We start from the raw sequence: 21544 nt of genomic DNA, 5'->3' as shown, positions 1-21544 counted from the left end.
GATCCCGTCGGTTGATGAGCGCACTGTGGCGCCGGACTCCGATGATCGGCAATCATAACGATTGCCGGAAGAGAGGGCAATGGCCGACCGTGGGCATCGGATTCATGATTGACAAGGGTTATTCACCTTGCGCAGGATCTTAAGGGGACATCATGTTCGTCGGAACCATCGAAGGTATTGGGTGAGCGTACAAAATGCTGAGTGACAATGCCCTGAGTGAATCCTGGCTCGCCCGGCTGGTGGCCGGCCGCGGAGTTCCCTTCCTGGATGTCGTGTCCCCGGACGGAGACACGCCGGAATGCGTCCTGGAACCCGCAGTCACCGAGCGGCTGGACGCCCTGACGGGCGGCGACGCGACCGGCCTCCTGCTGCTGACCGTCGCGGCCACCCGGCTCGCGCTGGCCGCGCTCGACGAGGAATCCGGGCACGTGGTCCTCGTGCCCGTGCCCACCTCGCCGCCCGGGGCGGGCTCAGGGACCGGCACGGACGCGGTGCCGCGCGAGCTCGCGCTGTGCGCGCCCCTCGACCGCGAGGCACCGGCCTCGGCCTTCCTGATGGCACTGCACGCCGAACTCGAATCCGCCCTGCCCCTCGCCTGGCCCGACCGGGAGGCGATCGCCTCCCGTCTTGAGCTCGCCGGGGTGCCCGTGGGCCGTGCGCTCGGCCGGCTCGGAGTCGTGTGCGAGGAGGCGGGCGGCAAGCTGCTGCAGCCGGTCGGCCTGTGCCTGACCCTGCGCCGGGCCGACGGCCGGCTGACCCTGACCGCCGAGGCGGACGGCGAGCTGCCGGTGGCCGCCGCAGCCCTGCTGCGTTGCACGGCGGCCGCTCTCGCGGAAGTCGGCCGCTCGCCTCGGCGGCCGGTCACGGAGCTGGACGTCCTCGGTCCGGCGCAGCGCGCCGAACTGGAGCGGTGGTCGGGCCTGCCCGTCGTGGCGGACTTCGCCGACGCGACCCTCACCGGCATCGTCGACGACGCCGCGAACCGCTTCCCGGACCGCGAGGCGGTGTCCGACGACGACGTGGCGTGGAGCCACCGGGAGCTGGCGCTGCGCTCGTCGCGGGCCGCGCGGTCGCTCACCGTCGACCACGGGGTGAAGCCGGGCGACCGGGTCGCACTGCTGCTGCCGAAGAGCCCCGAACTCGTGCTGGCGGTGCTGGCGGTACTGCGGGCCGGCGCCTCGATGGTGCCCCTCGACCCCTCGCACCCGCCGGAGCGGGTCGCCCGTCAGCTGCGCCTGAGCGGAGCGGTCTGCGTCATCTCCGCCGAGGACGAACTGCCCGGCCAGGTGGCCATCCCGGTGGTGTCCCCGCAGGCCCTCGCCACCGCCGACGGCCCCGGGGCGGCGGCCGCACCGGGTCCCGACGACGAAGCCATCCTCTTCTTCACCTCCGGATCGACGGGCCTCCCCCGCCCGGTGGCGCTCACCCACCGTCAGCTCGCCCACAAGACCCTCACCTCGGGGCGGCTCCTCGGTTTCGACGAGGAGATCCGGTGCGCCCTGCTGTCGGCGGTGACCTCCGACGCCCTGACGTACCAGATCTTCACGACGCTCGCCGCGGGCGGCTGCGTGGTGGTCATGGGCTCACCCCAGACGCTCTCGCCCGCGGAGTTCTGGGCGGCGACGCGACGCCTGGGCGTCAACGTCGTCAACTGCGTCCCCTCCCTGCTCGCCGTGATGGCCGAAGGTCTGCCGGCAGGAGCCCCGGAAGACGTGCGCATCGTTCTGCTGGGCGGCGACGAGATCCCGGCGGGCCTCCTGCCCCGGCTGGCGGACCGACTGCGCGTGGGCACCTTCGGCAACCTGTACGGGCCCACCGAGGCCACCATCGAGGCCACCACCTTCACCTGCCCCGGCTCGGCCTTCCCCGAGCTGACCACCGTCCCGGTCGGCAGGCCCTCCGAGGGCTTCGGCGTGCTGGTGCTCACCCCCCACGGGGACCACGCACCGCCCGGCGTCCCCGGCGAGATCCACGTACTCGGCCCCGGCGTGGCCCGTGGCTACGCCGATGACGAACCGACCGGCCCGGGGCGGTTCTGCGAGCTCCCCGCGCACCCCGGCGTCCGGGTGTTCCGGACCGGCGACTTCGGCCGCTGGAACCAGCGGGGCGAGCTGGTCTTCCTGGGCCGCCGGGACAACCAGATCCAGATCCACGGCAACCGGGTCGAGCTCGGCGAGGTGGAGGCGGCCCTCAGCTCCGTCGCGGGCGTCGTCTCCGGCACGGTCCTTCCCTTCACCGCTCCCTCGGGACCGCCCACCGTCGTGGCCGTCTACACCTCGGACCAGAGTCTCGAACCGGCCGACGTGCGCAGCCGGCTGGAGCTGCGCCTGCCCGGCTACATGGTCCCGGGCCGCATCCTGCGGCTCGACGAGCTGCCCGTCACCCTGCACGGAAAGATCGACCGCGTGGCCATCCTGGCCCATGTGGCCGGCCTGGACGGACAGGTCTGGCAGCCCGACGACGAAGCCGGCCGCACCGCCGCCCGGATCTGGGCCGACGTGCTCGGCACCGCTCCGCGCACCGCAGACGAGGACCTCTTCGCGGCGGGCGGCCACAGTCTCACCGCCGCCGTCCTGGCGGGCCGGCTCGGCGCGGCTGCCGGCGGCGGCGCCATCACCGTCCGCGACGTGTTCACCGCCCGCACCCCCGAAGGGCTCGGCGCGCTGCTGCGCCGCGCCGCGGCCGACGGGCCCGCAGCCCCCGCCGCCCGGACACCGTGGCCCGAGACCCCGGAACCCGTCCCCGCGAGCAACGCCCAGCGCCGGATGTGGTTCCTCGAGCAGTACGAGGGCGGGGAACTGCGCCCGTACAACATGGTGGAGGCCTTCCGGCTGCCCGGCTCCCCCGAAGCGGCCGACGTGGCGGACGCCCTGGAGCGGACGGTGCGCCGGCACCAGGCCCTGCGCACCGTGTTCCGCACCGACCCCGACGGCCTGCGCCAGATCGTGCTGGCTCCCGAGCGGGCCCGGCCCGCACTGCAGGTCCACCGGTCGGACGCCGGGGGCACCGCCGGTCTGCTGCGGCGCATCGCCGATGCGGAGCAGCGCCACGTTTTCGACCCGGCGCAGGGCCCCCTGCTGCGTGCCCACTGGCTCGTCGAGGACGGGCGCCCCGGCGGCACCCTCCTGCTGTCCGTCCATCACAGCGTCTGCGACGGCTGGTCGTTCGCGGTGATCCTGCGCGACCTCCAGCGGTTCCTGAACGGCACGGAACAGGTACCGGATCCCACCCAGTACGGCGCCTACGCGCTCGACCAGCACGCCCGCGGGGACGATGCGCGGAGCAGCGCGTTCTGGCGGCGCGCCCTGGACGGCGCGCCGCGTGTCGACCTGCCGCTCGACCGCAACCGGCCGGCGGAGCGCAGTTCGGCGGCGGGCACGGTCCGCCTGACGCTCGGCGAAGGCACGACCCGGTCCGTGCAGGACCTGTGCCGGCAGCTCGGCACCACCTCGTTCACGGCGATGGTGGCCGCCGTCCGAGTCCTTCTGATGCGCTGGAGCGGGGCGGACGACATCGTGCTCGGCACGGTCGTCTCGGGCCGTGACCGTCCCGAACTCGCCGACTCGGTGGGGCTGTTCGTCAACACCGTGGCGCTGCGCACCCCGATCGGGCCGGAACTCGCTTTCACCGATGTGGTCGCGGCGGTCGCGGCGCACGCGCGGGAGGTCCGCGCCCATGAGGAGTACCCCTTCGAGGACCTCGTGGAGGCCATGGGGCGCGAACGCATCGCGGGACGCAATCCGCTCTTCGACGTGCTGGTCGAGGCCGCCGTCTCCGGTACGGACCCGCTGGGCACCGAGGAGGGCCCGGCAGCCGAACACATCCGCCTGGACAACGGCGCGGAGGGGTTCGACCTCACCTTCAGCTTCGGCGAACCCGGCCCGGAGCGTCCGATCGAGGTGGCGATCACCTACCGCGAGGACGTACTCGACGCGGGGACGGCGCACCGGCTCGCCGAGCAGTTGGACCACCTCCTGACCGCTCTGGCCGAGGCCCCCGGGACCCCCGTCGGCACGGCCCCCCTGCTGCCCGGTGCACAGCGCGCCGCGCTCATCGCGGCCGGCACCGGGGAGAGCCCCTCCGCCGCGCAGTCCACCGGCACCCTCCTGGACCTCGTACTCGCGCAGGTGCAGCGCGCGCCCGAGGACCCGGCCGTCGTCTGCGGCGACCGTGTCCTGACCTACCGCGCCCTGGACCGCCGGGCCGATGTGCTGGCCGCCCGAATCGCCGCGCTGGCGCCGACCGGCCCCGACCGCTTGGTCGCGGTGCTGTGCGAGCGCTCCGAGTGGATGCCGGTCGCGTTGCTCGCCGTCCTCAAGACCGGTTCGGCGTTCCTTCCCCTCGATCCGCAGCAGTCGCCGGCCCGGATCGCGCGAGTGCTGCGCGACAGCGGCGCGGTCGCCGCCGTCACGTCGGCGGACTTCACGCAGACCACGGTCGCCGAAGGCCTGCCCACGGTGACCGTCGGCGACGCGACCGAGGCCGCTGCGGTCCGGGACGAGCCCCGGCCGCTCCGGCCCGCCGGCCCCGCCGACCTCGCGTACGTCGTGTACACCTCCGGCTCCACCGGAACACCCAAGGGCGTCATGGTGGAGCACCGCGGCATCGTCAACTCCGTCCGGTTCCAGATCGACCACTACGGGCTCGGCTCGGGCGGGGCGATCCTCCAGGTCGATCCGATCCATGCCGACGCCGGCATCGCCGACGTGTTCGGCGCGCTCGGTTCGGGCGCGCCCATGGTGATCGTCACCCGGGAGCAGCTGCTCACGCCGGACGATGTGGCCGCGATCATGCGGAAGCACCCGGTCCGGCACGTGATGCTCGTGCCGAGTCTCTACCGGATGCTGCTCGACGAGGTCGGCCCGGCGTTCCGCGAGGTGCGCAAGGTCGTGCTCGGCGGGGAGCGGGTCACCCGCGCGCTCGCCGCCCGGCATGCCGAAGTCCTCCCCGGCGCCGAGCTGTTCAACGAGTACGGCCCGGCCGAGGACAGTGTGGTCACCACTTTGGATCCGGTGGTCACGGCAGGGGCCCCCGGCGCGCCCGGCACCTGGTCCGGGACGGCTTCCGGCGACGCCTCGATCGGCCACCCGCTGCCCGGCAAGTGGGTGGATCTGCTCGACGAGCGGGGCATGCTGGTGCCGCTGGGGGCTCCCGGCGAGATCTGCATCGGCGGAGCGGGCCTGGCCCGCGGCTACCTCGGCGACGCGGAGCTGACCGCGGCCCGGTTCGTGACCAGCCGGGTACGCCCGGGAGAACGCATGTACCGCACCGGCGACCTGGCCCGCCGGCTGCCCGACGGACGCCTGGAGTACCTGGGCCGGGTCGACGACCAGCTCAAGATCCGGGGCAACCGGGTCGAGCCGAACGAGGTGGCCGCGGTCCTCGCGGAAGCCCCCGGCCTGCGCAACGCCGCCGTGCTCCCGACGACCGGCGCCGAACCACGGCTGGTCGCCTACGTGGTCGGGGATGCGGACCAGGCGGCGCTCCGCCGGCACCTCGCGGAGCGGCTGCCCGCCTACATGATGCCCGCCGCCTTCGTGTACCTGCCCGCCCTTCCGGTGGCCGCGGGCGGCAAGCTCGACCGCCGGGCGCTGCCCGCTCCCGACGAGGCCCTGGCCACGTCCGAATCCCCTGCCGCCGCCCGGCCGTTCACCCCGGCCGAGCAGCACGTCGCCGACGTGTGGACGCAGGTTCTGGAGCGTCCCGTCACGGACCCGGACGCCAACCTGTTCGAGATGGGCGGCCACAGTCTGGCCGCCGCGCGCATCGCGCACGCCCTGCACGTCAAGGTGCGCACCGTCTTCGACTTCCCGACCGTGGCCGCGCTCACCACGGCACTGGAAGGGCAGTCGGCGAAGGCCGCAGCAGAGCGGGGCCCGGTCGCGGGGGCGTCCTCGGAGAGCGGGTTCCTCCCGCTGTCCCGGGCACAGCGCCGCGTCTGGCTGACCTCACGCTGGGCGGGCTCGGACACGTTCATCATCTCCGACCTCGTACGGCTGGGCCGCCGGCTCGATGCCGGCGCGCTCCGCAGCGCCCTCGAGGCCGTCGTCGAGCGCCAGGACATGCTGCGTGCGCAGGTCCTGCCCCGGGGAACGGACGCGGAGCTGACCGTGCTGGACCGGTTGCCGGAGGGCGCACCGCTGGTCGTCGTGGACCTGCCCGGTGCGGACCCCTCAGGTCCGGAGGTCGCGGCCGCGCTGCACGACGCCCGACGGGTCGGCTTCGCCCTCGAGAAGGCGCCGCTGTTCGAAGTGCGGCTGCTCGCAGGGCCCGTCGGCGGCGATCTGCTCACCGTCACCGCACACCACCTGATCTACGACGGCGCGAGCGTCGACGTGCTGCTGCGCGACCTGTTCACCGCGTACGAGCAGGTCGTCGCGGGCCGGCCGGCCCGGCTGCCCCGGCTCCCCTACACCTACCAGGAGTGGGTCCGCGAGGAGCAGGAGTGGCTGGCCGGGCCCGAGGCGGAGCTCGAAGTGGAGTTCTGGCGGGAGCGGTTGCGCGACGTCGCGGAAGGGCCCGATCCCGTGGACCCGGCCCGCCGCCGCAGCCGCCGGGGCCGGACCGGACTGGTCCGCCGGTCCCTTCCCGCGGCCGTGCTCCGCGATGCCCCCGGGACCCCGTTCGCGCAGGTGGTCACCGCGTTCGCCCTCACCGTGCACCAGCGCACCCGGGCCACCGACCTCGTCGTCGGCTTCGCCGCGGGGCTCCGCCACCGGCCCGAGGCCGACGCGCTGATCGGCTACCTGGTCAACGCGGTTCCCCTCCGGGTCACTCTGGACGACGCGGTGTCCGGGGGCGAGCTGCTGCCCCGGGTCCAGAGCGGGCTCGTCGAGGCGTACGAACACTCCCGGCTGCCGTTCGACGTGCTGGCGCAGCGGCTGGCGCTGCGCGCGGCACCGGGCCGCAGCCTGCTGCTCGACCTGGGCGTGAGCTGGGAGAACGCAGGCCTGCGCCCCGAGAGCCACGTGGTCGAGGACCTGCTGGTGGACGATCTGCCCGCCACCAGCGACCTCTGGCTCTACGCACGGGTCAAGGGCGACGTCCTGCACCTCGACCTCACCTACGACGACAACCTGCTCGACGAGTCGGAGGCCGGCGGCTATGCCGACCACGTCGCCGCGGTGCTGCGCGGCCTGGCCACCGGCCAGGACGCCCCGCCCGCCGGCGCCCCGTCGCCGGCCGTGCCCCCGACCCCGGACCCGTCCGCAGCACCCGGCTCTGATTGGAGCGACACGCACTATGACTTCTGACACCGCCCTCAGGCTCGGGGACGGGGCGACCCCGACCGAGTCCGACCCGACGCAGCGGCTGTGCGAGCTGTTCGCCACGGCACTCGAACTGGACGCCGTCACTCCGGACACCGACTTCTTCCTCGCCGGCGGACACAGCCTGTCCGCGCTGACCCTCGCCGTGGCCGTGGAAGAGGCCTTCGGCGTGCGGGTCCGCGTACGGGACGTCTTCGACGCCGCCACGCCCGAGCTGCTCGCGTCCCGGCTGGCCGGGCTCGTCCCCGGCGCCGTGGAACCCGCTGGGCCGGCCCCCGCGCGCCAACGGCCCGACACCGGGCTGCCCGGGGCCGAAGTCGCCGAAGCCACCCGCTGGCTGTGGCTGGAACGGCAGCGCGGGGACGGCGACTCCGGGGCCTACACCGTGCCCTGTCTGCTGGACGGCGAGGGTGCCGTGGACGCCGACAGGCTGGCGGCCGCGCTCGCCGGCCTGGCACGGCGCCACCCGGCGCTGCGGACCGTCTTCGTCGAGGCCCAGGGCGAACCGCGGGCGGTGGTCACCGACGACGTCCTGCCGTTGGAGGTCGTCGACCTGCGCGGGCACGACGCGGGCGACACCCGGTTCGACGCCTTGGTCGACGAGCGCCTCGCCATGCCGTTCGACCCGTCGGCCGGCCCGCTCACCCGGACCACCCTGTTCCTGCGCGACGACGCCCGGTGGTCGCTCCTGCTGCTCGCGGACCACCTCGTGTGCGACGGACGCAGCCTGGAGATCCTCGCCACGCAACTCGTGGCGGCCTACGCGGATCCGGCTGCCGCCGTGGCGCCCCAGGACCGGCCCGCTCACCGCTCGAGCGGTCAGGAGGCCGCGCTCGACCACTGGCGCCGCGTCCTCCTGCCCCCTCCGGCGCCGCTGCCCCTCCCGGTGCGCGGTCTGCGGACGGAGCAGGCCGGCTCCGCCACCGGCATCGCTGTGCAGGAGATCGGTCCGGACCTGCTGCGACGGCTGACGCAGCTGGGCCGACGGCACCACGCGGGCCCGTTCGTGCCGCTGGCCGCCGCCGTCGCCCGTACCCTCGCCGCGATCACGGGCAGCTCGGACATCTGTCTGGGCACCCCCGTGGACCGGCGGGCCCGGCTCGGTGCGGACGACGCGGTCGGCTTCCACGTCGCGACCGTCCCGCTGCGGTTGGAGGTCCGGGACGGGACTTCGGCGGACGACCTCGTCCAGCAGGTCGCGCAGCGCACGATGGACGCGGTGGACCACAGCGAGGTCGCCTTCGACACGCTCGTCGCGGCACTCGCTCCCCCGCGCTCCCCGGGACGGATGCCCTTCTTCGACGTGTGGGTCGCCCTGTATCCCCGCATCGACACCGGGCCGTGCGCGCCGGGCGGGATCGCCCTGCGGGGCGGCCCGATTCCCCTGCGCGTCGGCATGTTCGAGCTGTCCTTCCAGTTCGTCCAGCACGTGGACGGCATGCGCCTGGTGCTCCAGTACGACACCGCGCGCTACGCCGCGGACACCGCCGAGCGGATGGTCCGGCGGCTCGGTGACGAAGTGGCGCGCCTCCTCGGGGACCCGGCGGAGCCCGGCCCCGAAGCGGCCCCGGCTCACCGGGCCTTCGGCGGGTTCCGGTTCGACGACTGACCCGACCTGTTGCCCTTCCCATGAGGAGATGAACCATGACGACGTCCATCAGGCCCCGGACCGGGACGGAGCTGCGGCTCACCGCGGCCGAGGCCCGCCAGGTGTCCGAACTGACACTGCGTCTGGCCGAGCAGTACCGCGCGGCCGACGACGAACGGCTGCTCCAGGAGCTCCCGTTGCTCACCGGCGGGCTGCCCGTGCGGATCCGCCGCTTCCTGCGTGCCTTCTCCCTCGACCAGGCACGCGGTTTCTGCTCGGTCAACGGGCATCTCGTGGACGACGAGCGCATCGGGCCCACGCCCGCGCACTGGAAGGACGAGACCCGGATCCACCGCGAGCTGCCCGAGGAGATCCTCGTCCTCCTCTACGGTTCGCTGCTCGGCGAACCGTTCGGCTGGGCCACCCAGCAGGACGGGCACCTGGTCAACGACGTGTTCCCGATCCGCCAGTACGAGCGCGAGCTGCTCGGAACGGGCAGCAAGACACCGCTGACCCTGCACACCGAGGACGCCTTCCACCCCTACCGCGCCGACTACATCATCCTTTCGGCGCTGCGCAATCCGGACGCCGTGCCGGTGACCGTGGCGGAGGCGGACTTCTCGGTACTGCCCCAGGACGTCCTCGACGTCCTGTTCCAGAACCGGTTCCACATCGTTCCCGACAAGTCGCACCTGCCGGAGAACAACACGGTGCGCACCGACGAGGACCGGCTGGTGTTCGAGAACATCGCGCGCCTCATCGACGGTCTCGGCCTGGTGCCCATGCTGACCGGCTCCCGGTCCCACCCTCTGCTGTGCTTCGACGCGACGCACATGTCGGCTCCCGAAGAGGACCTCGAGGCCGTACGGGCCTTCGAGGCGGCGGCGAAGCTGCTCGACGCCGGGCTGACCGACTGCCCCCTCGAGGCGGGCAGTTGTGTCTTCATGAACAACCACCGGGTGGTGCACAGCCGCAGCGCCTTCCAGGCGCGCTACGACGGCACGGACCGCTGGCTCAAGCGCGTCAACGTCACCCACGACCTGCGCAAGTCCCGTGCCATGCGCCGGTCCGTCGGCTCCCGCCTGATCGGCTAGCCGGCGACCCGCACAGCGGGAACACCACGCACTGTGCCCGGGGCTTCCCAGCCCCGGGCACAGTGCGTGGTGGCGGCGCGGCTACGCCTCCTGGTCCTGCATGGCCCTCCGCACCAGTGCGGAGACCTCGCGGACCGTGGGGGTGAGGAAGAAGTCACCCATGTCGACGCTCACGCCCAGCTGCTTCTCGATGGCGTCGATGACGGCGATCGCGAGCAGGCTGTGCCCGCCCTCGTCGAAGAAGTCCGCGTCGAGATCGACCGGGCCGGAGGCGAGGACCTCCTCGAAGACGGCTCCGACCTTCGCCTCGATCCCGTCGCCTCCCGCGCCCGTCTGCGTCGGTGCGGACGCCGGTGCCGGCGCGGCGCCGGCCTCGGCGAGACGCACCAGGGCGCCCCGGTCGATCTTGCCGCTCACCATCCGCGGCAGCTCGTCGATCAGCGTGAGGGAGGTCGGCACCATCGCGGGCGGCAGTGCGGCATTGGCCCGCGCCCTGATCTCCTCCACCGTGGTGTCCACGGCTTCCAGCCAGGCCGCCAGCGCCGGGGCGCCGTCGGGGCCGCTCACCACGGCGACCGCCGCCTGCCGGACTCCCGGCAGCAGGCCCAGTACGCTCTCGACCTCTCCGGGCTCCACCCGGTGGCCGCGTATCTTCACCTGGTCGTCGGCCCGCCCGGTGAACTCCAGCATTCCGTCCGGACGCCACCAGACGAGGTCCCCCGTACGGTAGCTCCGCCCCCCGGGCGCCTCGGTGTCGGCCACGAAGGCACCCGCCGTCAGCTCCGGCCGGTTGCGGTACCCGTCCGCGAGGCCGTGTCCCGCCAGCCTGAGCTCTCCGACGAATCCGATCGGCAGGGCCCGGCCGTCGGCGCCGGTGACGGTGGCGACGGTGTTGGCGACGGGCCACCCGATCGGGAGGCCGGGGCCGGCGTCCGTGCCGTGGTCGAACGCGGTCGCGCCCACCGAGCTCTCCGTCGGGCCGTACTCGTTGATCAGCCTGACCCCGGGCAGCAGTTCGTGGTGGCGGCGCACCAGATCGGGCGTCGTGGCCTCGCCGGCGACCGTCACGGCGCGCAGCGAGGCCGCGGCACGCGGGAGTTCGCCCAGCAGGACCCGGTAGAGGCTCGGGACGTTCGTGAGATGGGTGATGCGGTGCTGCTGCGCCAGCTCGGCCAGCTGACGCGGCAGGAGCTGGTGCGTGTCCGCGAGGACGAGGCGCCCGCCGGAGGCCAGCACCGGGAACAGGTCGGCGATCGAGCTGTCGAAGGCCAGCGAGGGCAGCTGCAGCAGCCTGGTGTCGAGGTCCAGCCCGTGGTTGCGCCGCTTCCAGTGCACGTAGCTCGCGATGGCACGGTGCCGGATCTCCACGCCCTTGGGCCTGCCGGTCGACCCCGAGGTGTACACCACGTACGCGAGGTCGTCCGGGAGCGGCCCGGGCAGGGTCCCGGGCTCGGCGGCGGGGCCGGCGACCGCGGCCTGGATGTCGATCACCGGGGCGGTGAGCCCGACCGGCAGCCCGGTGAGCAGCTCGGGCGCGGCGAGGACGGCTGCGCACGCGGCGTCGTCGAGGATCTCGGCCAGCCTCGCGGCCGGTGACCTGGGGTCGAGGGGCACGTAGGCCGCGCCCGCGAGCAGGGTGCCGGTGATCGCCGGCACGGCGTGGATCGTCTTGCCGGTGAGCACACCGACCCGGTGTCCCCGTCCGATGCCCGCTGCGTGCAGACGAGCCGCCACGGCCTGCGCGGCCTGCCAGAACTCGCCGTACGTGAGGGTCTCGGCACCGGCGACGACGGCCGTACGGTCCGGGTGCGCGCGGACGGTCTCCTCGATCGGCGCCGTCAGCGTGGTGAGGACGCCCTGCGGTTCGAAGCCGCGTCGGCCGAGCGCAAGGGCAGCCGCCGTATCCTCGGCCGCGGCCGACGGCAGCGCCGCGGCGGGGCCGTGCGGATCGATGAATCCCGCCAGGACACGGGACACCGACCGCAGCAGGACGTCCAGGAACCACGCCTCGGCGCGATCCGGTCCGGCCTCGGCCACGAGTGCGCGTACGCCGTCCGCACCGGGCTCGGTCAGTCCCAGCTCGATGACGTCCTGCCGGGACGCAGGGGCAGCGGGGCCGGCACCGACCCGGGCCGAGCCGACCAGGAGCGCGCCGGCGAGCGCCGCCTCCTCGTCGGCGACCACGGGCGCCGACCGCAGTGCCGCGTCGGCGGCCCGGACCAGATCGCCGACGGTGGCCCCGGCGGCGAGCCCGATGCCGGCCAGCACCGGCCCGGCGGGGCCGGACACGGCCACCACCGGCTCGTCGGTGTGCTCCGCCGCGCCGACCACCAAGGCCGACGCCGCGGTGAGGGCGACCAGTTCCTCCAGGGGGCGGCCGCCGGAGATCTTGGCCAGGCCCTCGACGGCGGCCGCGGTCAGCGCGAGCCTGGCGTGGGCGCGCGCCGACGGCGCGGCGCCCGTGCGTCGGGGGCGGATCGTGGTGGCGGGCACCACAGGGTCGGACGTCATGGGCACATTCCCTTGCTCGGGGGACGAATGAAGACAACTGCCCGTCGGCCAAGCGGCGTTCTCCACAGGCGATGGGGACGCCATGGGGTTCGAACACCGCATCGGGCACGTGCGGGCACACTCGTCACCGAGGTGGGACGCGAACGGACCGCGCACCGCAGGGCCGTGGCCGAGCCGGTACGCGGGTCACCGCTGACACCACAGGGTGCCCATGCACTTGTCGGCTCGGAACACCGGGCGGCCGCAGCTCGGCCGCCCGGTGTTCCGGCCAGGCCGTCGCCTCGCGTCAGCCGCGCTTCGCGATCATGTTGGCCATGCCTTCCTTGCCCTGCGTCTTCAGCGCCTTGAGGCGGTCCTGGCGCAGGCGGGCATCGCTCCGCGAGGCGATCCACTGGTTCTCGCGGAGCAGCTTGTGGTAGCTGTCGAGGCGGCGCTGCTGCAGCATGCCGTCCTCGATGGCCTCGCGTACCGCACAACCGGGTTCCGCGACGTGGTCGCAGTCCCGGAACCGGCATTCCTCGGCGAGCTGCTCGATCTCGGAGAACGTCTGCTGCAGGCCGTCGGAGGCGTCGTACAGGCCCACGCCGCGAATACCGGGCGTGTCGATCAGCACCCCGCCGCCCGGCAGGGGCATCAGCTCCCGGGTGGTCGTGGTGTGGCGGCCCTTGCCGTCGCTCCTGGTCTGCTGGGTCTCCATCACCGAGCGTCCCATCAGCACGTTGGCGATGGTGGACTTGCCCGCGCCCGACTGTCCGACCAGGACGCTGGTCCCCGTCAGAACGGCCGCGAGGACGTCCATGCCGTCGTCGGTGGTGGCGCTGACGACCAGGACGTCCACTCCGGGCGAGGCCTGCTCGACCGTCTCACGGACGCTGTCCGCGTCCTGCGCGAGGTCGGACTTGGTGAGGACCATCACCGGCTGCGCTCCGCTCTCCCACGCGAGGGCGAGGAACCGCTCGATCCGGCCGAGGTCCGGCTCCGTGTCCAGGGCGACGACGACGCCGATGGTGTCGACGTTGGCGGCGAGCACCTGGCCCTCGGAGCGCTGGGAGGCGCTGGAGCGGACCATCGCCGTACGACGCGGCAGGACCGCCTGGACGTACGTGCCGGCCGCGCCGGCCTGGACCGCGACCCAGTCGCCCGTACAGGGCATCTTCATCGGGTCGGGGTCCGCGACCGGACCGGTGTCGGCATGGACGACGGTCACCTCGGACTCGCCGTCGGCGATCACGACGTCGCAACGGCCCCGGTCTACCCGGATGACCCGGCCGGGCACCCAGGAGGCGTCGGCAATTGAGGAGAAGTGGTCGTCGAGCTCAGGGGACCATCCGTAGGCCTCCAGGGGCCGCGGGTAGATCGAATCGGCCGATGTCGATGAGTGACGCAACGCGATGAGCCCTTCGGGAGGTTTCCGGCCGGCGCACGCAAGTCGGGTTGCACCGGCTGCTGGACAAGGGGCGGAGGGGGGTGGGCGGCTCTTCGGGCCCGCTACGGCGGTGGTGACATGAAGGTCGCCCACCTCGGCTGACTCCGACGTACCAGGCATTCAATGCACTCGACGCTACGACAGCGGGCAAAGGCCCGCAACACCCCTCAAGCGCCGCTGAGTTGAGACTCCAGCGGGCCTCTGGCAGAGCTCGACCACTCACCCGGGAGCGCGCCCGGGTGAGTGGCCGGCCGTCTACCGTTCGGCGGGCGCCGAGGTGCGGTACAGGGCCCGCATCTCCTCTTCCAGCACCTTGACCTCGTCCAGCCTCGGCCGGCTCTTGGGGGCGAACAGCCCGTCCTGCTCCCAGCGCTCCGGGTCCAGGCTCAGCGCCGAGACGTTGAGCCAGCCCCGGGAGCGGATCTCTTCGAGGCGCTCGGGAAGAGCGTCTTCGAGGGCGAGGTAGAAGATGACGTGGGCCAGCTCCTCGATGCGGTCCAGACCGTCGCGCACGCTCGTGAGCACCTTGCCGAAGGCGGGTATCTCGTCACCCGGCAGGTTCTGCTCGAAGAGCCGGGCGAGCGTGGGAACGTCGTCGTAGTAGTCGATGTAGTCGAACGCGAAGACGCCGCGGTAGCTGCGCGCCCAGGCCTGGAACAGGTTCATGATGGTGCCCTGGGTCGCCACCGCGTGCGCGCCGAGTGCGCTGAGCGTCGTGCTCGCCGACTCGTCCAGGAAGGTCTTCCCGTAGAACTGCGGGTCGGAGAAGGACCATCCGACGTAGTAGTCCCAGATCGTCTTCAACGACATGATCACGGCGTTGTCGTGGAAGGCGTAGGAGCCCTGGATGTTCAGGGTGAGCCCCTCGGCGAGCGAGAGGAACCAGCGGTTGGCGTACCGCACGAAGCCCTCGTCGAAGGACTCCTTCACGTCGCGGCCGACCATCTCGGTCACGAAGCTGTTGGCGTAGCCGATCAGGTTCGACCCCACGGAGTAGTAGGGGTCGGCGAAGACCGCGGCGTCGCCGACGCACGCCCAGCGGTCCTGCGAGAAGACCTGCTGCGAGGAGTGGCTGTAGTTCTTCAGTACGCGGAAGTCGAGGACCGGCAGTTCGCGGACGGCGGGGTCGAGGCCCGGAACGCGCTCGGCGACGAAGTCGATGGCCTTCTCGATCCGGTTGAACTTGGTGACCGGGTGGAGGTCGTCGGACACGACGATGCCGACGCTGGTGTGGTTGGGGGCCAGCGGGATGGCCCACACCCAGCCGCCCTCGAACATGAAGTGGTTGGTGGACTGCCAGCGCGGTTCGGTGATGCGGTCGTGCCAGACGGAGTGCTCGGCGCCGACCGCCTCGTCGGTGTCGAGCCGGCCCTCGAGCCGGAACCAGACCGAGTTGTGGGGCTTGGGGTACCGCTTGGTGAGGTCGAGCTTGCGCTGCAGCAGCCGGTGGCGGCCCGTGGCGTCGACGACCCATCGGCAGGTGACGCTGGCCGGCTGGGCACCGTCCTCGTCGACGGCCTGGTACGTCACCCGGTGCGGGGCGTCCTGCTCGCCGAGCTCGATGTCGAGCACCTTGACGCCCTGCGTCAGCTCGGCCCCGGCAGCCGTCGCCACCACGCGCAGGTGCTCCTCGAAGGAGCCGCGGTTGAGCTGGTAGGACTTCGCCGGGAGGAAGCGGTTGACGCCGAACTCGGCTTCCTCCTGGAGGCCCGAGCCGCCGCCGTAGAAGTACCGGAGCCCCAGCTTCTCGAGGTGGTGCTCCTCCAGGTAGTCGTACAGACCGAGGACGTGGTGGAAGTAGTACGCGCCCACCTCGACCGAGGACTCGCCGACCTTGTGCGCGGACAGCGGGATCGGTGAGCGCTCGCGCTCGCAGACGAGGACGGAGAGCTCGGGCTGCGCGTCCTTGAGCTGCTTGGCCAGGCAGAGCCCGGCCAGGCCGCCGCCGGCGATGACCACGTCGTAGTCGACACCGCCGAACACGGAGTCAGTACCGATTTGCCTGCTCACTTTGTACCCACCTTGTCGTTCTGTCGGTTCTCGATGTTGAGGGCCAGGCTCCGGACCGTCCGGTCCGTGTAGGGGTCCGAGACGTCGAGCTGGACCCCGATCTGCGTCTCCACGCGGGAGAGCAGGTCCATCACGCTGAGGGAGTCGCCGCCGAGGTCCACGAAGTCGTCGTCCAGGCCGATGTGCAGGGGCGCGAACAGCTCCTGCCAGATCTCGAGGAGCGCGGCCTCGACCTCCGTCGCCGGCTCCGGGCCGTCCACGCCGTGGCCGACGGCGCCCGCGTACAGGGCCACCAGGGCCTTGTCGTCGACCTTGCCGTGGCGGGTGAGCGGCACGGTGTCGACCGGGATGATCGCCGACGGGACCATGTACTCCGGCAGGTTCTCCTGCGCCATCGCGCGCAGCCGGTCGATCTCGTCGGCGCCGGGCCCCTGGACGAAGGCGATCAGGAGGGGCGTATCGGAGTCGGTGGCGTGGCGCAGCAGGTGGACGTGGCCGACCGCGGCGTCCTGCGAGAGGACCTGGGCCACGTGGCCCAGCTCGACCCTGCGGCCACGGATCTTCACCTGGCCGTCCCGGCGCTCGATGAATTCGAGGTCACCGTTGCCGTGCAGCCGGACGATGTCCCCGGTGCGGTAGACGCGCTTCCCGGCGGCGGCGGACGAGGTCGGCGTGAAGAACCGCTCCGCGGTCAGCCCGGGATCGCCCAGGTAGCCCCGGGCCAGGCCCGCCCCGGCCAGGTGGAGCTCCCCGATGCCGCCCGGCGGCACGGGCGCGCCGTCCTCGTCGAGGACGAACGCCTCGGTGTGCTCGATCGGCCGGCCCATGAGCACGCGCTGGTCGGAGGCCGCGAGGCGGTGGACCGTGGAGCAGACGGCGTTTTCGGATGGTCCGTACTCGTTGTACAGCTCCACCTGCGGAACACGCTCGAAATGTTCCTGGGTCAGACTCGTCGTGAAGCGTTCACCGGCGATCGTGACGCACCGCAGGGATTTCACCCGCTGGGCTTCCATGCCTTCCAGGAGGCGCTTGTAGAGCATGGGGGTGATCAGGAAATGGGTGACGTCCCGGTGCTCCATCAGGCCGGTCAGGTAATGCCGGTCGGTGATGCGGTCCCGGCGCGGCAGGAGGAGACGCGCACCGGAGGTGAGGGCCGAGAAGGTGTCCACCACCGCACTGTCGAAAGAGGGCCGCGGAATGGCCAGCGTCACGTCTTCCGGACCGAACCCGTAATAGGCATTGCGCCACGCCAGGGTGTTGACGATCGCGCGGTGCTCGACGGCCACGCCCTTGGGGTTCCCGGTCGTTCCCGATGTGTACACCACGTACGCGAGATCGGACGGCGTGGCCACCGGCTCGGGGTCGCAGTCCGGTGTGTCGAGGGCGCTGCCCATGACGTCCAGGACGAAGAGCTCACCGTTGAAGAACATCGCGCCGGCGGCCGCAGACGACTCGATCACCATGGCCCGGGGTGCCACGGCCTCGACGATCCGCTGGGTGACAGCGGGCGGGTTGTCGGGGTCCAGGGGGACATAGGCACCGCCGGCCTTGAGGGCGGCCAGCATGGCGATGATCACGTCCGGGGGATGCCGGACCAGGATCGCCACCCGGTCGTCGGGGCCGACGCCGCCGGTGTCCCGCAGGTGGTGTGCCAGCCTGTTTGCCCGGCGGTTCAGCTCGCCGTAGCTCAAAAATTCACCTTCGAATTCCAGAGCCGTATGATCCGGCAACCTTCTGGCGCATTCCTCAAAAAGGAGAGTCAGGGTCTTCGGATCGCCATGGTTCATCAACAAACGCCCCCTGCCGAATTACTGTAAATTCTCGATTTGAAAAGCGTAGCCGCCGCCGATCGAAGCGCCCTCTATTCACACTCGAGTGCAAAGACGGTGCGCCGGTCGCCACGGCGGCCGCCCGGGCCTACGGCTTCGCCGGGTCGACGGCCGGCCAGATGCGCTCGGCCCGGTCGCGCAGGAGCTCGGCCGTGATGCCGCGTTCGGCGCTCAGCCGGGTGAGGACGCCGGCCTGCTGGACCTGTTCGGCCTCGGGGTCGAATTCGGAACCGGTGAGGTGCTTGAGCCAGGGCTCGAGGCCCATCGCGTAGGCGTAGACGTGACGGGCGCCCAGCTGCTGGGCCAGCTCGTCGGCCTGGGCGGCGTTGCTGCCCTTGAGCCGGCGCCCGTTGTTGTGCTCACGGGAGAGCTTCCCCTCCAGCATCGGCCCGTACAGCCACTTCAGAGGGGCTCCGACGCACTCGAGGCCGATGAACAGCGCGTCGAGGGGAGTCGACGTGAGGCCGGGGATGTTGTCGAACAGCGCGGGCTCGAGCGGCGTGATGTCGGTCGCGAAGAGGAACCTGCGGCCGCCGGCCCGGACGAGGGGCACCATCTTGGTGCGGATGTCGAGGTCGGCGTGCTCGCCCACGAAGGGCAGGGCGGTGACGTCGACCTGGTCGGCCACGCGGTGGGTCTCGAGTTCGGCCAGCTCCTGGACGTTGGTGAAGCCGAGGGCCTGGAGCATCGACTTGAGGCTGGGATCGGGCAGCGATCCGCCGGAGGCGCGCGGAACGACGATCGTGCCGATGCGGGTGCGGAGTTGGAGCAGGGTCTCCAGCGAAAAGTGGTCGGAGTGGAAGTGGCTGATGACGACCGCGTCGATGTGCCGCGGAAGGTCTTCGAGGGTGTAGTGCTCGTGGCCGTCGCCGGTGTAGCCGATGAGCGGGTCGAGCAGGACGGACGTGGTGCCGGTCTCGATCAGCACGGTCGCGTGGTTGAAGTACCGCACCCGGACGTCTCCGGGCGCGGGCGGGGTGTGCTGCGGCGGCGGCGTGTCGTGGAACAGCTCGGTGAACGCCGGGAGGTCGGCATCGCAGACCCCGAGGCGTTGCGCGAGCTGCGGGACGTCGACGGGGTCGAGGCGCGCGGCGAACAGCTCGTCCCACACCGGGGAGTCGAAGGGCAGATCGATGTCCAGGCGGTCGGCGCGCGGCAGGACGGGGCTGCTGTACACGAAGGGCTGGGCGCTCGGCGCGGCGGCGGTCAGGGAGACGCACTGACCGTGGCGCTCGTACGCGGGCGAGCCGTACATCAGCGCTTCGAAGAAGCGGAAGGTGGGCCGGTGGGCCGTGTCGTAGACGAGCTCGACCCGCCCGCGCAGGGAGGCGGGGACCAGGGGATAGAGAGGCTCCATCGGCCCGCCGAGAGCCTTCTCCCGCAGCAGGGCACGGAGCTCGGCTATGTCGTCGGCGAGCTGGAGCTTGGCCTGGCCTTCCTTGACCATGGTCTCGCGCGCCGCCCGGACTTCGTCGAGGGTGGCGCCGTCGGGGTCGAGGAAGGGCGCGCCGTAGCGGTGCGGGTCCGCGATGACCGCGTCGTGGAGGTGAGGTGCCTTCAAGTAGCTGTCCACGATGGGCAGCAGACGGTCCCGCAGATTGAGGGCTCCGGTGTGGGGCGCCAGGAGATAGGGCCACGCGTACCAGCGGTGCAGCAGGGGTTGAGGAACCACGGACGGGCGAAGGTAGCGCTTCTGGTGTGCCGGCACGGCAATTCCCTTACGGTCGATGAGGTCACGGGAGCATGAGGCCGAGTCAGTTCCTTTGCCTCGCCTATTCGTTCACACTTATCACGAACAACAGTTCATGAATCCGGCAATTTAGCAGGACACTTGCCGGACGCTCACGCTCCTGACGTATTTCTGGATTTGATTCCGAGAGCGGCTCGAGGCGAATTCAAGGCGATATGCATTAAGGGGAGCCGGGGTGCGCCGCTCGTCGCCGGGGCCCCGATGCGTGCCACCTGCGGACGAGGAAGATCGCCGCCGAGGCCGCGAAGAGGGCCGCGGTGATCAGCAGCCAGCGCTCCAGGAACACGTCGGCCGGGAGCCCCGTGGCCGCCGTGTAGTGGCCGACCCGGCGCAGGATCAGCGGCCACCAGACCAGCAGCAGGAGCCCCGAGACGAAGGCAGGCACCCGTACGTGGTTGACGCCCGGCCGCAGCGACCCCTCCCCCGCGCCCGCCCTGCCCCTGAACAGCAACTGCACGGCCCGGTCGGTCACCGAGTACAAGGGGAGCAGCACGAGGTCGTGGAGGAGCGCCGCCCCGACGAACCACAGGGCCACGCCCAGGGCGTCTCCCTCCAGCAGGCGCACGCCGGCGTACGCGGCGAGGGCGAAGGAGGCCAGTACGAGGAGCAGGTGGAGCGGGGAGGCTCCGTAGCGGCGGCGGAAGGCGGTCGCGGCGGTCATGCCGGCTCTCCGAAGGTGAGGCGGGTGACCCACTTGGTGTTGTGGACTCCGGGGGCGCCGGGGACGATCACACGGGCCGGGTAGCCGTGGTCCTCGGACAGGACCGCCCCGTTGACGCGAACGGCCAGGAGCGAGCGGGGGTCGCGCACCTGGTTGTCCCTCAGGACGACCGAGCTGAACGGCCCTCCCCGCTGGACCGATTCCACCCGTGCCTGCGGTGTGTCCGTACCCTGCCCGACGAGGGCTGCCAGATCGGTGAGCCGCACGCCGCTCCACAGCTGGTCGGGGGTCGACCAGCCCTCCACGCAGGCGATGGGCAGGGCCGCCTCGTGCTGCTCCATGGCCAGCAGTTCCCCGCGGGTGAGGATGACCTGGCGGCCCGGCCCGCGTACGGTCAGCCGCCAGGCGGGTCCGATGTCGCTCGGCCGGATGCCGACGGATGCCGCGGTCTTGTTGATCTGGAAGCCGTTGGGCCCGGATCCGGGGTCCTGGCCATGCGGGGCGAGCAGCGCTGTCCGGCGCCACCGGCCGCCCACGCTCTGCCCGGCCGTCACCGCGAGCAGTGCCAAGGACCCCAGTGCGACCATGCCCAGGGCGCCCCGGCGGGAGATGGTCGGCGGCGCCGGGCGGGGCGACACCAGCCCGGCCGCCTCCTCGGTACCGGCCTCCGGCCGAGCCCTCGCGTACCTCACCGCGCGGACCGCTCGGGGCAGACGCGAGGCCACGTGCACCACGAAGGCGCCGATGAACACCCACGCCCCGTAGAAGTGCAGGACGTAGAAGGAACCCGGGAAGATGTAGTGCAGCTGCACGTTGAGGATGCCGGTGGCGAACTCGAAACCGGCACCGCCCACCAGCAAGAGCAGGGACAGGCGTTCGATGCCGTGGCCGACCGACCGCACGGGCGGCCACTCGAACAGCTTGGGGATGACCGACCACAGCTTGGCCAGGAGCACCGGCACGAGGACGACGCCCAGGACCACGTGGACGCCCTGGTTCACCCGGTAGAGCCAGTACGGCGAGGTCGGCCAGGAGAACAGGTAGAAGCCGAGCCACCCCTTGTCCGGCGTCTGGTCGTTGACCGCCGACAGGTCCGGGTTGTACGCCGCGTACGACAGCAGGCCCGTCACGAACAGCAGCGTGACCCCGGCCAGCAGGACGAGCCCGAACACGGCCGTCAGCCACGGCCCCCGCAGCGGGCTGCGCCAGAACTCCGGACGCGTCGGCCCCGGCGGCAGCCGGGGTCTGCGCTCGGGCCGTTCCCGCTTGCCTTCACTCACCGCCACCGGGGCACCTCCGCACGCTCGCCGACCGTCGGGGAGAACATCCCGCACCGAGCCTCCGACGGGGCGCCGTGACACGCCCGCCGACGGGCGACGGCCGGTGTCCGGTGCCACCCTGAGGTCG

10 protein-coding genes are annotated in these 21544 nt (G+C 72.1%); 3 read left to right on the top strand and 7 right to left on the bottom strand.

The genetic code is table 11. From position 1 onward, the window contains the following. The first annotated feature begins 194 nt into the window (after positions 1-194). The 3 genes from AB5J51_RS33080 to gntD are packed head-to-tail and all read left to right on the top strand — an operon-like array spanning position 195 to position 9950. Complete coding sequence (locus AB5J51_RS33080; RefSeq protein ID WP_369779294.1) at positions 195-7253, top strand: amino acid adenylation domain-containing protein; 7059 nt, start codon at positions 195-197, stop codon at positions 7251-7253. Continuing rightward, a complete protein-coding gene (locus AB5J51_RS33075) occupies positions 7243-8877 on the top strand; it encodes a condensation domain-containing protein (RefSeq protein WP_369779293.1) in 1635 nt (544 codons plus the stop codon). Before AB5J51_RS33080 ends, AB5J51_RS33075 begins: the two co-directional genes overlap by 11 nt. A gap of 35 nt (positions 8878-8912) precedes the next feature. Beyond that, a complete protein-coding gene (gene gntD / locus AB5J51_RS33070) occupies positions 8913-9950 on the top strand; it encodes a guanitoxin biosynthesis L-enduracididine beta-hydroxylase GntD (protein ID WP_053790808.1) in 1038 nt (345 codons plus the stop codon). 81 nt (positions 9951-10031) lie between these two features. Here gntD and AB5J51_RS33065 read toward each other — a convergent pair whose 3' ends face one another. The 7 genes from AB5J51_RS33065 to AB5J51_RS33035 form a co-directional block, all read right to left on the bottom strand. Further along, a complete protein-coding gene (locus AB5J51_RS33065) occupies positions 10032-12461 on the bottom strand; it encodes a non-ribosomal peptide synthetase (protein ID WP_136222371.1) in 2430 nt (809 codons plus the stop codon). A 286-nt stretch (positions 12462-12747) separates the two neighbouring features. Next, a complete protein-coding gene (gene rsgA / locus AB5J51_RS33060; RefSeq protein WP_078988096.1) occupies positions 12748-13848 on the bottom strand; it encodes a ribosome small subunit-dependent GTPase A in 1101 nt (366 codons plus the stop codon). Positions 13849-14142: 294 nt separating this feature from the next. After that, positions 14143-15897 carry an NAD(P)/FAD-dependent oxidoreductase gene (locus AB5J51_RS33055; RefSeq protein ID WP_369779292.1) on the bottom strand — a complete coding sequence of 585 codons (1755 nt, stop codon included), beginning with the start codon at positions 15895-15897 and terminating at the stop codon, positions 14143-14145. Next, the gene (locus AB5J51_RS33050; protein WP_369779291.1) at positions 15894-17684 is read right to left on the bottom strand and encodes an amino acid adenylation domain-containing protein; all 1791 of its coding nucleotides are present in this window, start codon (positions 17682-17684) and stop codon (positions 15894-15896) included. The genes AB5J51_RS33055 and AB5J51_RS33050 overlap by 4 nt, the downstream gene beginning before the upstream one ends. 130 nt (positions 17685-17814) lie before the next feature. Beyond that, positions 17815-19434 carry an MBL fold metallo-hydrolase gene (locus AB5J51_RS33045; RefSeq protein WP_078988102.1) on the bottom strand — a complete coding sequence of 540 codons (1620 nt, stop codon included), beginning with the start codon at positions 19432-19434 and terminating at the stop codon, positions 17815-17817. A gap of 202 nt (positions 19435-19636) precedes the next feature. After that, positions 19637-20137, bottom strand: a complete 501-nt coding sequence (locus AB5J51_RS33040) for a hypothetical protein (RefSeq protein ID WP_369779290.1) — start codon at positions 20135-20137, stop codon at positions 19637-19639. Next, positions 20134-21417, bottom strand: a complete 1284-nt coding sequence (locus AB5J51_RS33035) for a molybdopterin-dependent oxidoreductase (protein WP_369779289.1) — start codon at positions 21415-21417, stop codon at positions 20134-20136. Before AB5J51_RS33035 ends, AB5J51_RS33040 begins: the two co-directional genes overlap by 4 nt. Positions 21418-21544 lie beyond the last annotated feature (127 nt).

Origin of the sequence: Streptomyces sp. R33 (assembly GCF_041200175.1) — a bacterium.
GTDB lineage: Bacteria > Actinomycetota > Actinomycetes > Streptomycetales > Streptomycetaceae > Streptomyces > Streptomyces katrae_B.
This window is presented reverse-complemented; position numbering and strand designations above follow the sequence as displayed.

Excerpts from the sequence above, each read along its gene's own strand:
- AB5J51_RS33080 (WP_369779294.1), top strand. The coding sequence starts at position 195 with ATGCTGAGTGACAATGCCCTGAGTGAATCCTGGCTCGCCCGGCTGGTG.
- AB5J51_RS33075 (WP_369779293.1), top strand. The coding sequence starts at position 7,243 with ATGACTTCTGACACCGCCCTCAGGCTCGGGGACGGGGCGACCCCGACC.
- gntD (WP_053790808.1), top strand. The coding sequence starts at position 8,913 with ATGACGACGTCCATCAGGCCCCGGACCGGGACGGAGCTGCGGCTCACC.
- AB5J51_RS33065 (WP_136222371.1), bottom strand. The coding sequence starts at position 12,461 with ATGACGTCCGACCCTGTGGTGCCCGCCACCACGATCCGCCCCCGACGC.
- AB5J51_RS33050 (WP_369779291.1), bottom strand. The coding sequence starts at position 17,684 with ATGAACCATGGCGATCCGAAGACCCTGACTCTCCTTTTTGAGGAATGC.
- AB5J51_RS33040 (WP_369779290.1), bottom strand. The coding sequence starts at position 20,137 with ATGACCGCCGCGACCGCCTTCCGCCGCCGCTACGGAGCCTCCCCGCTC.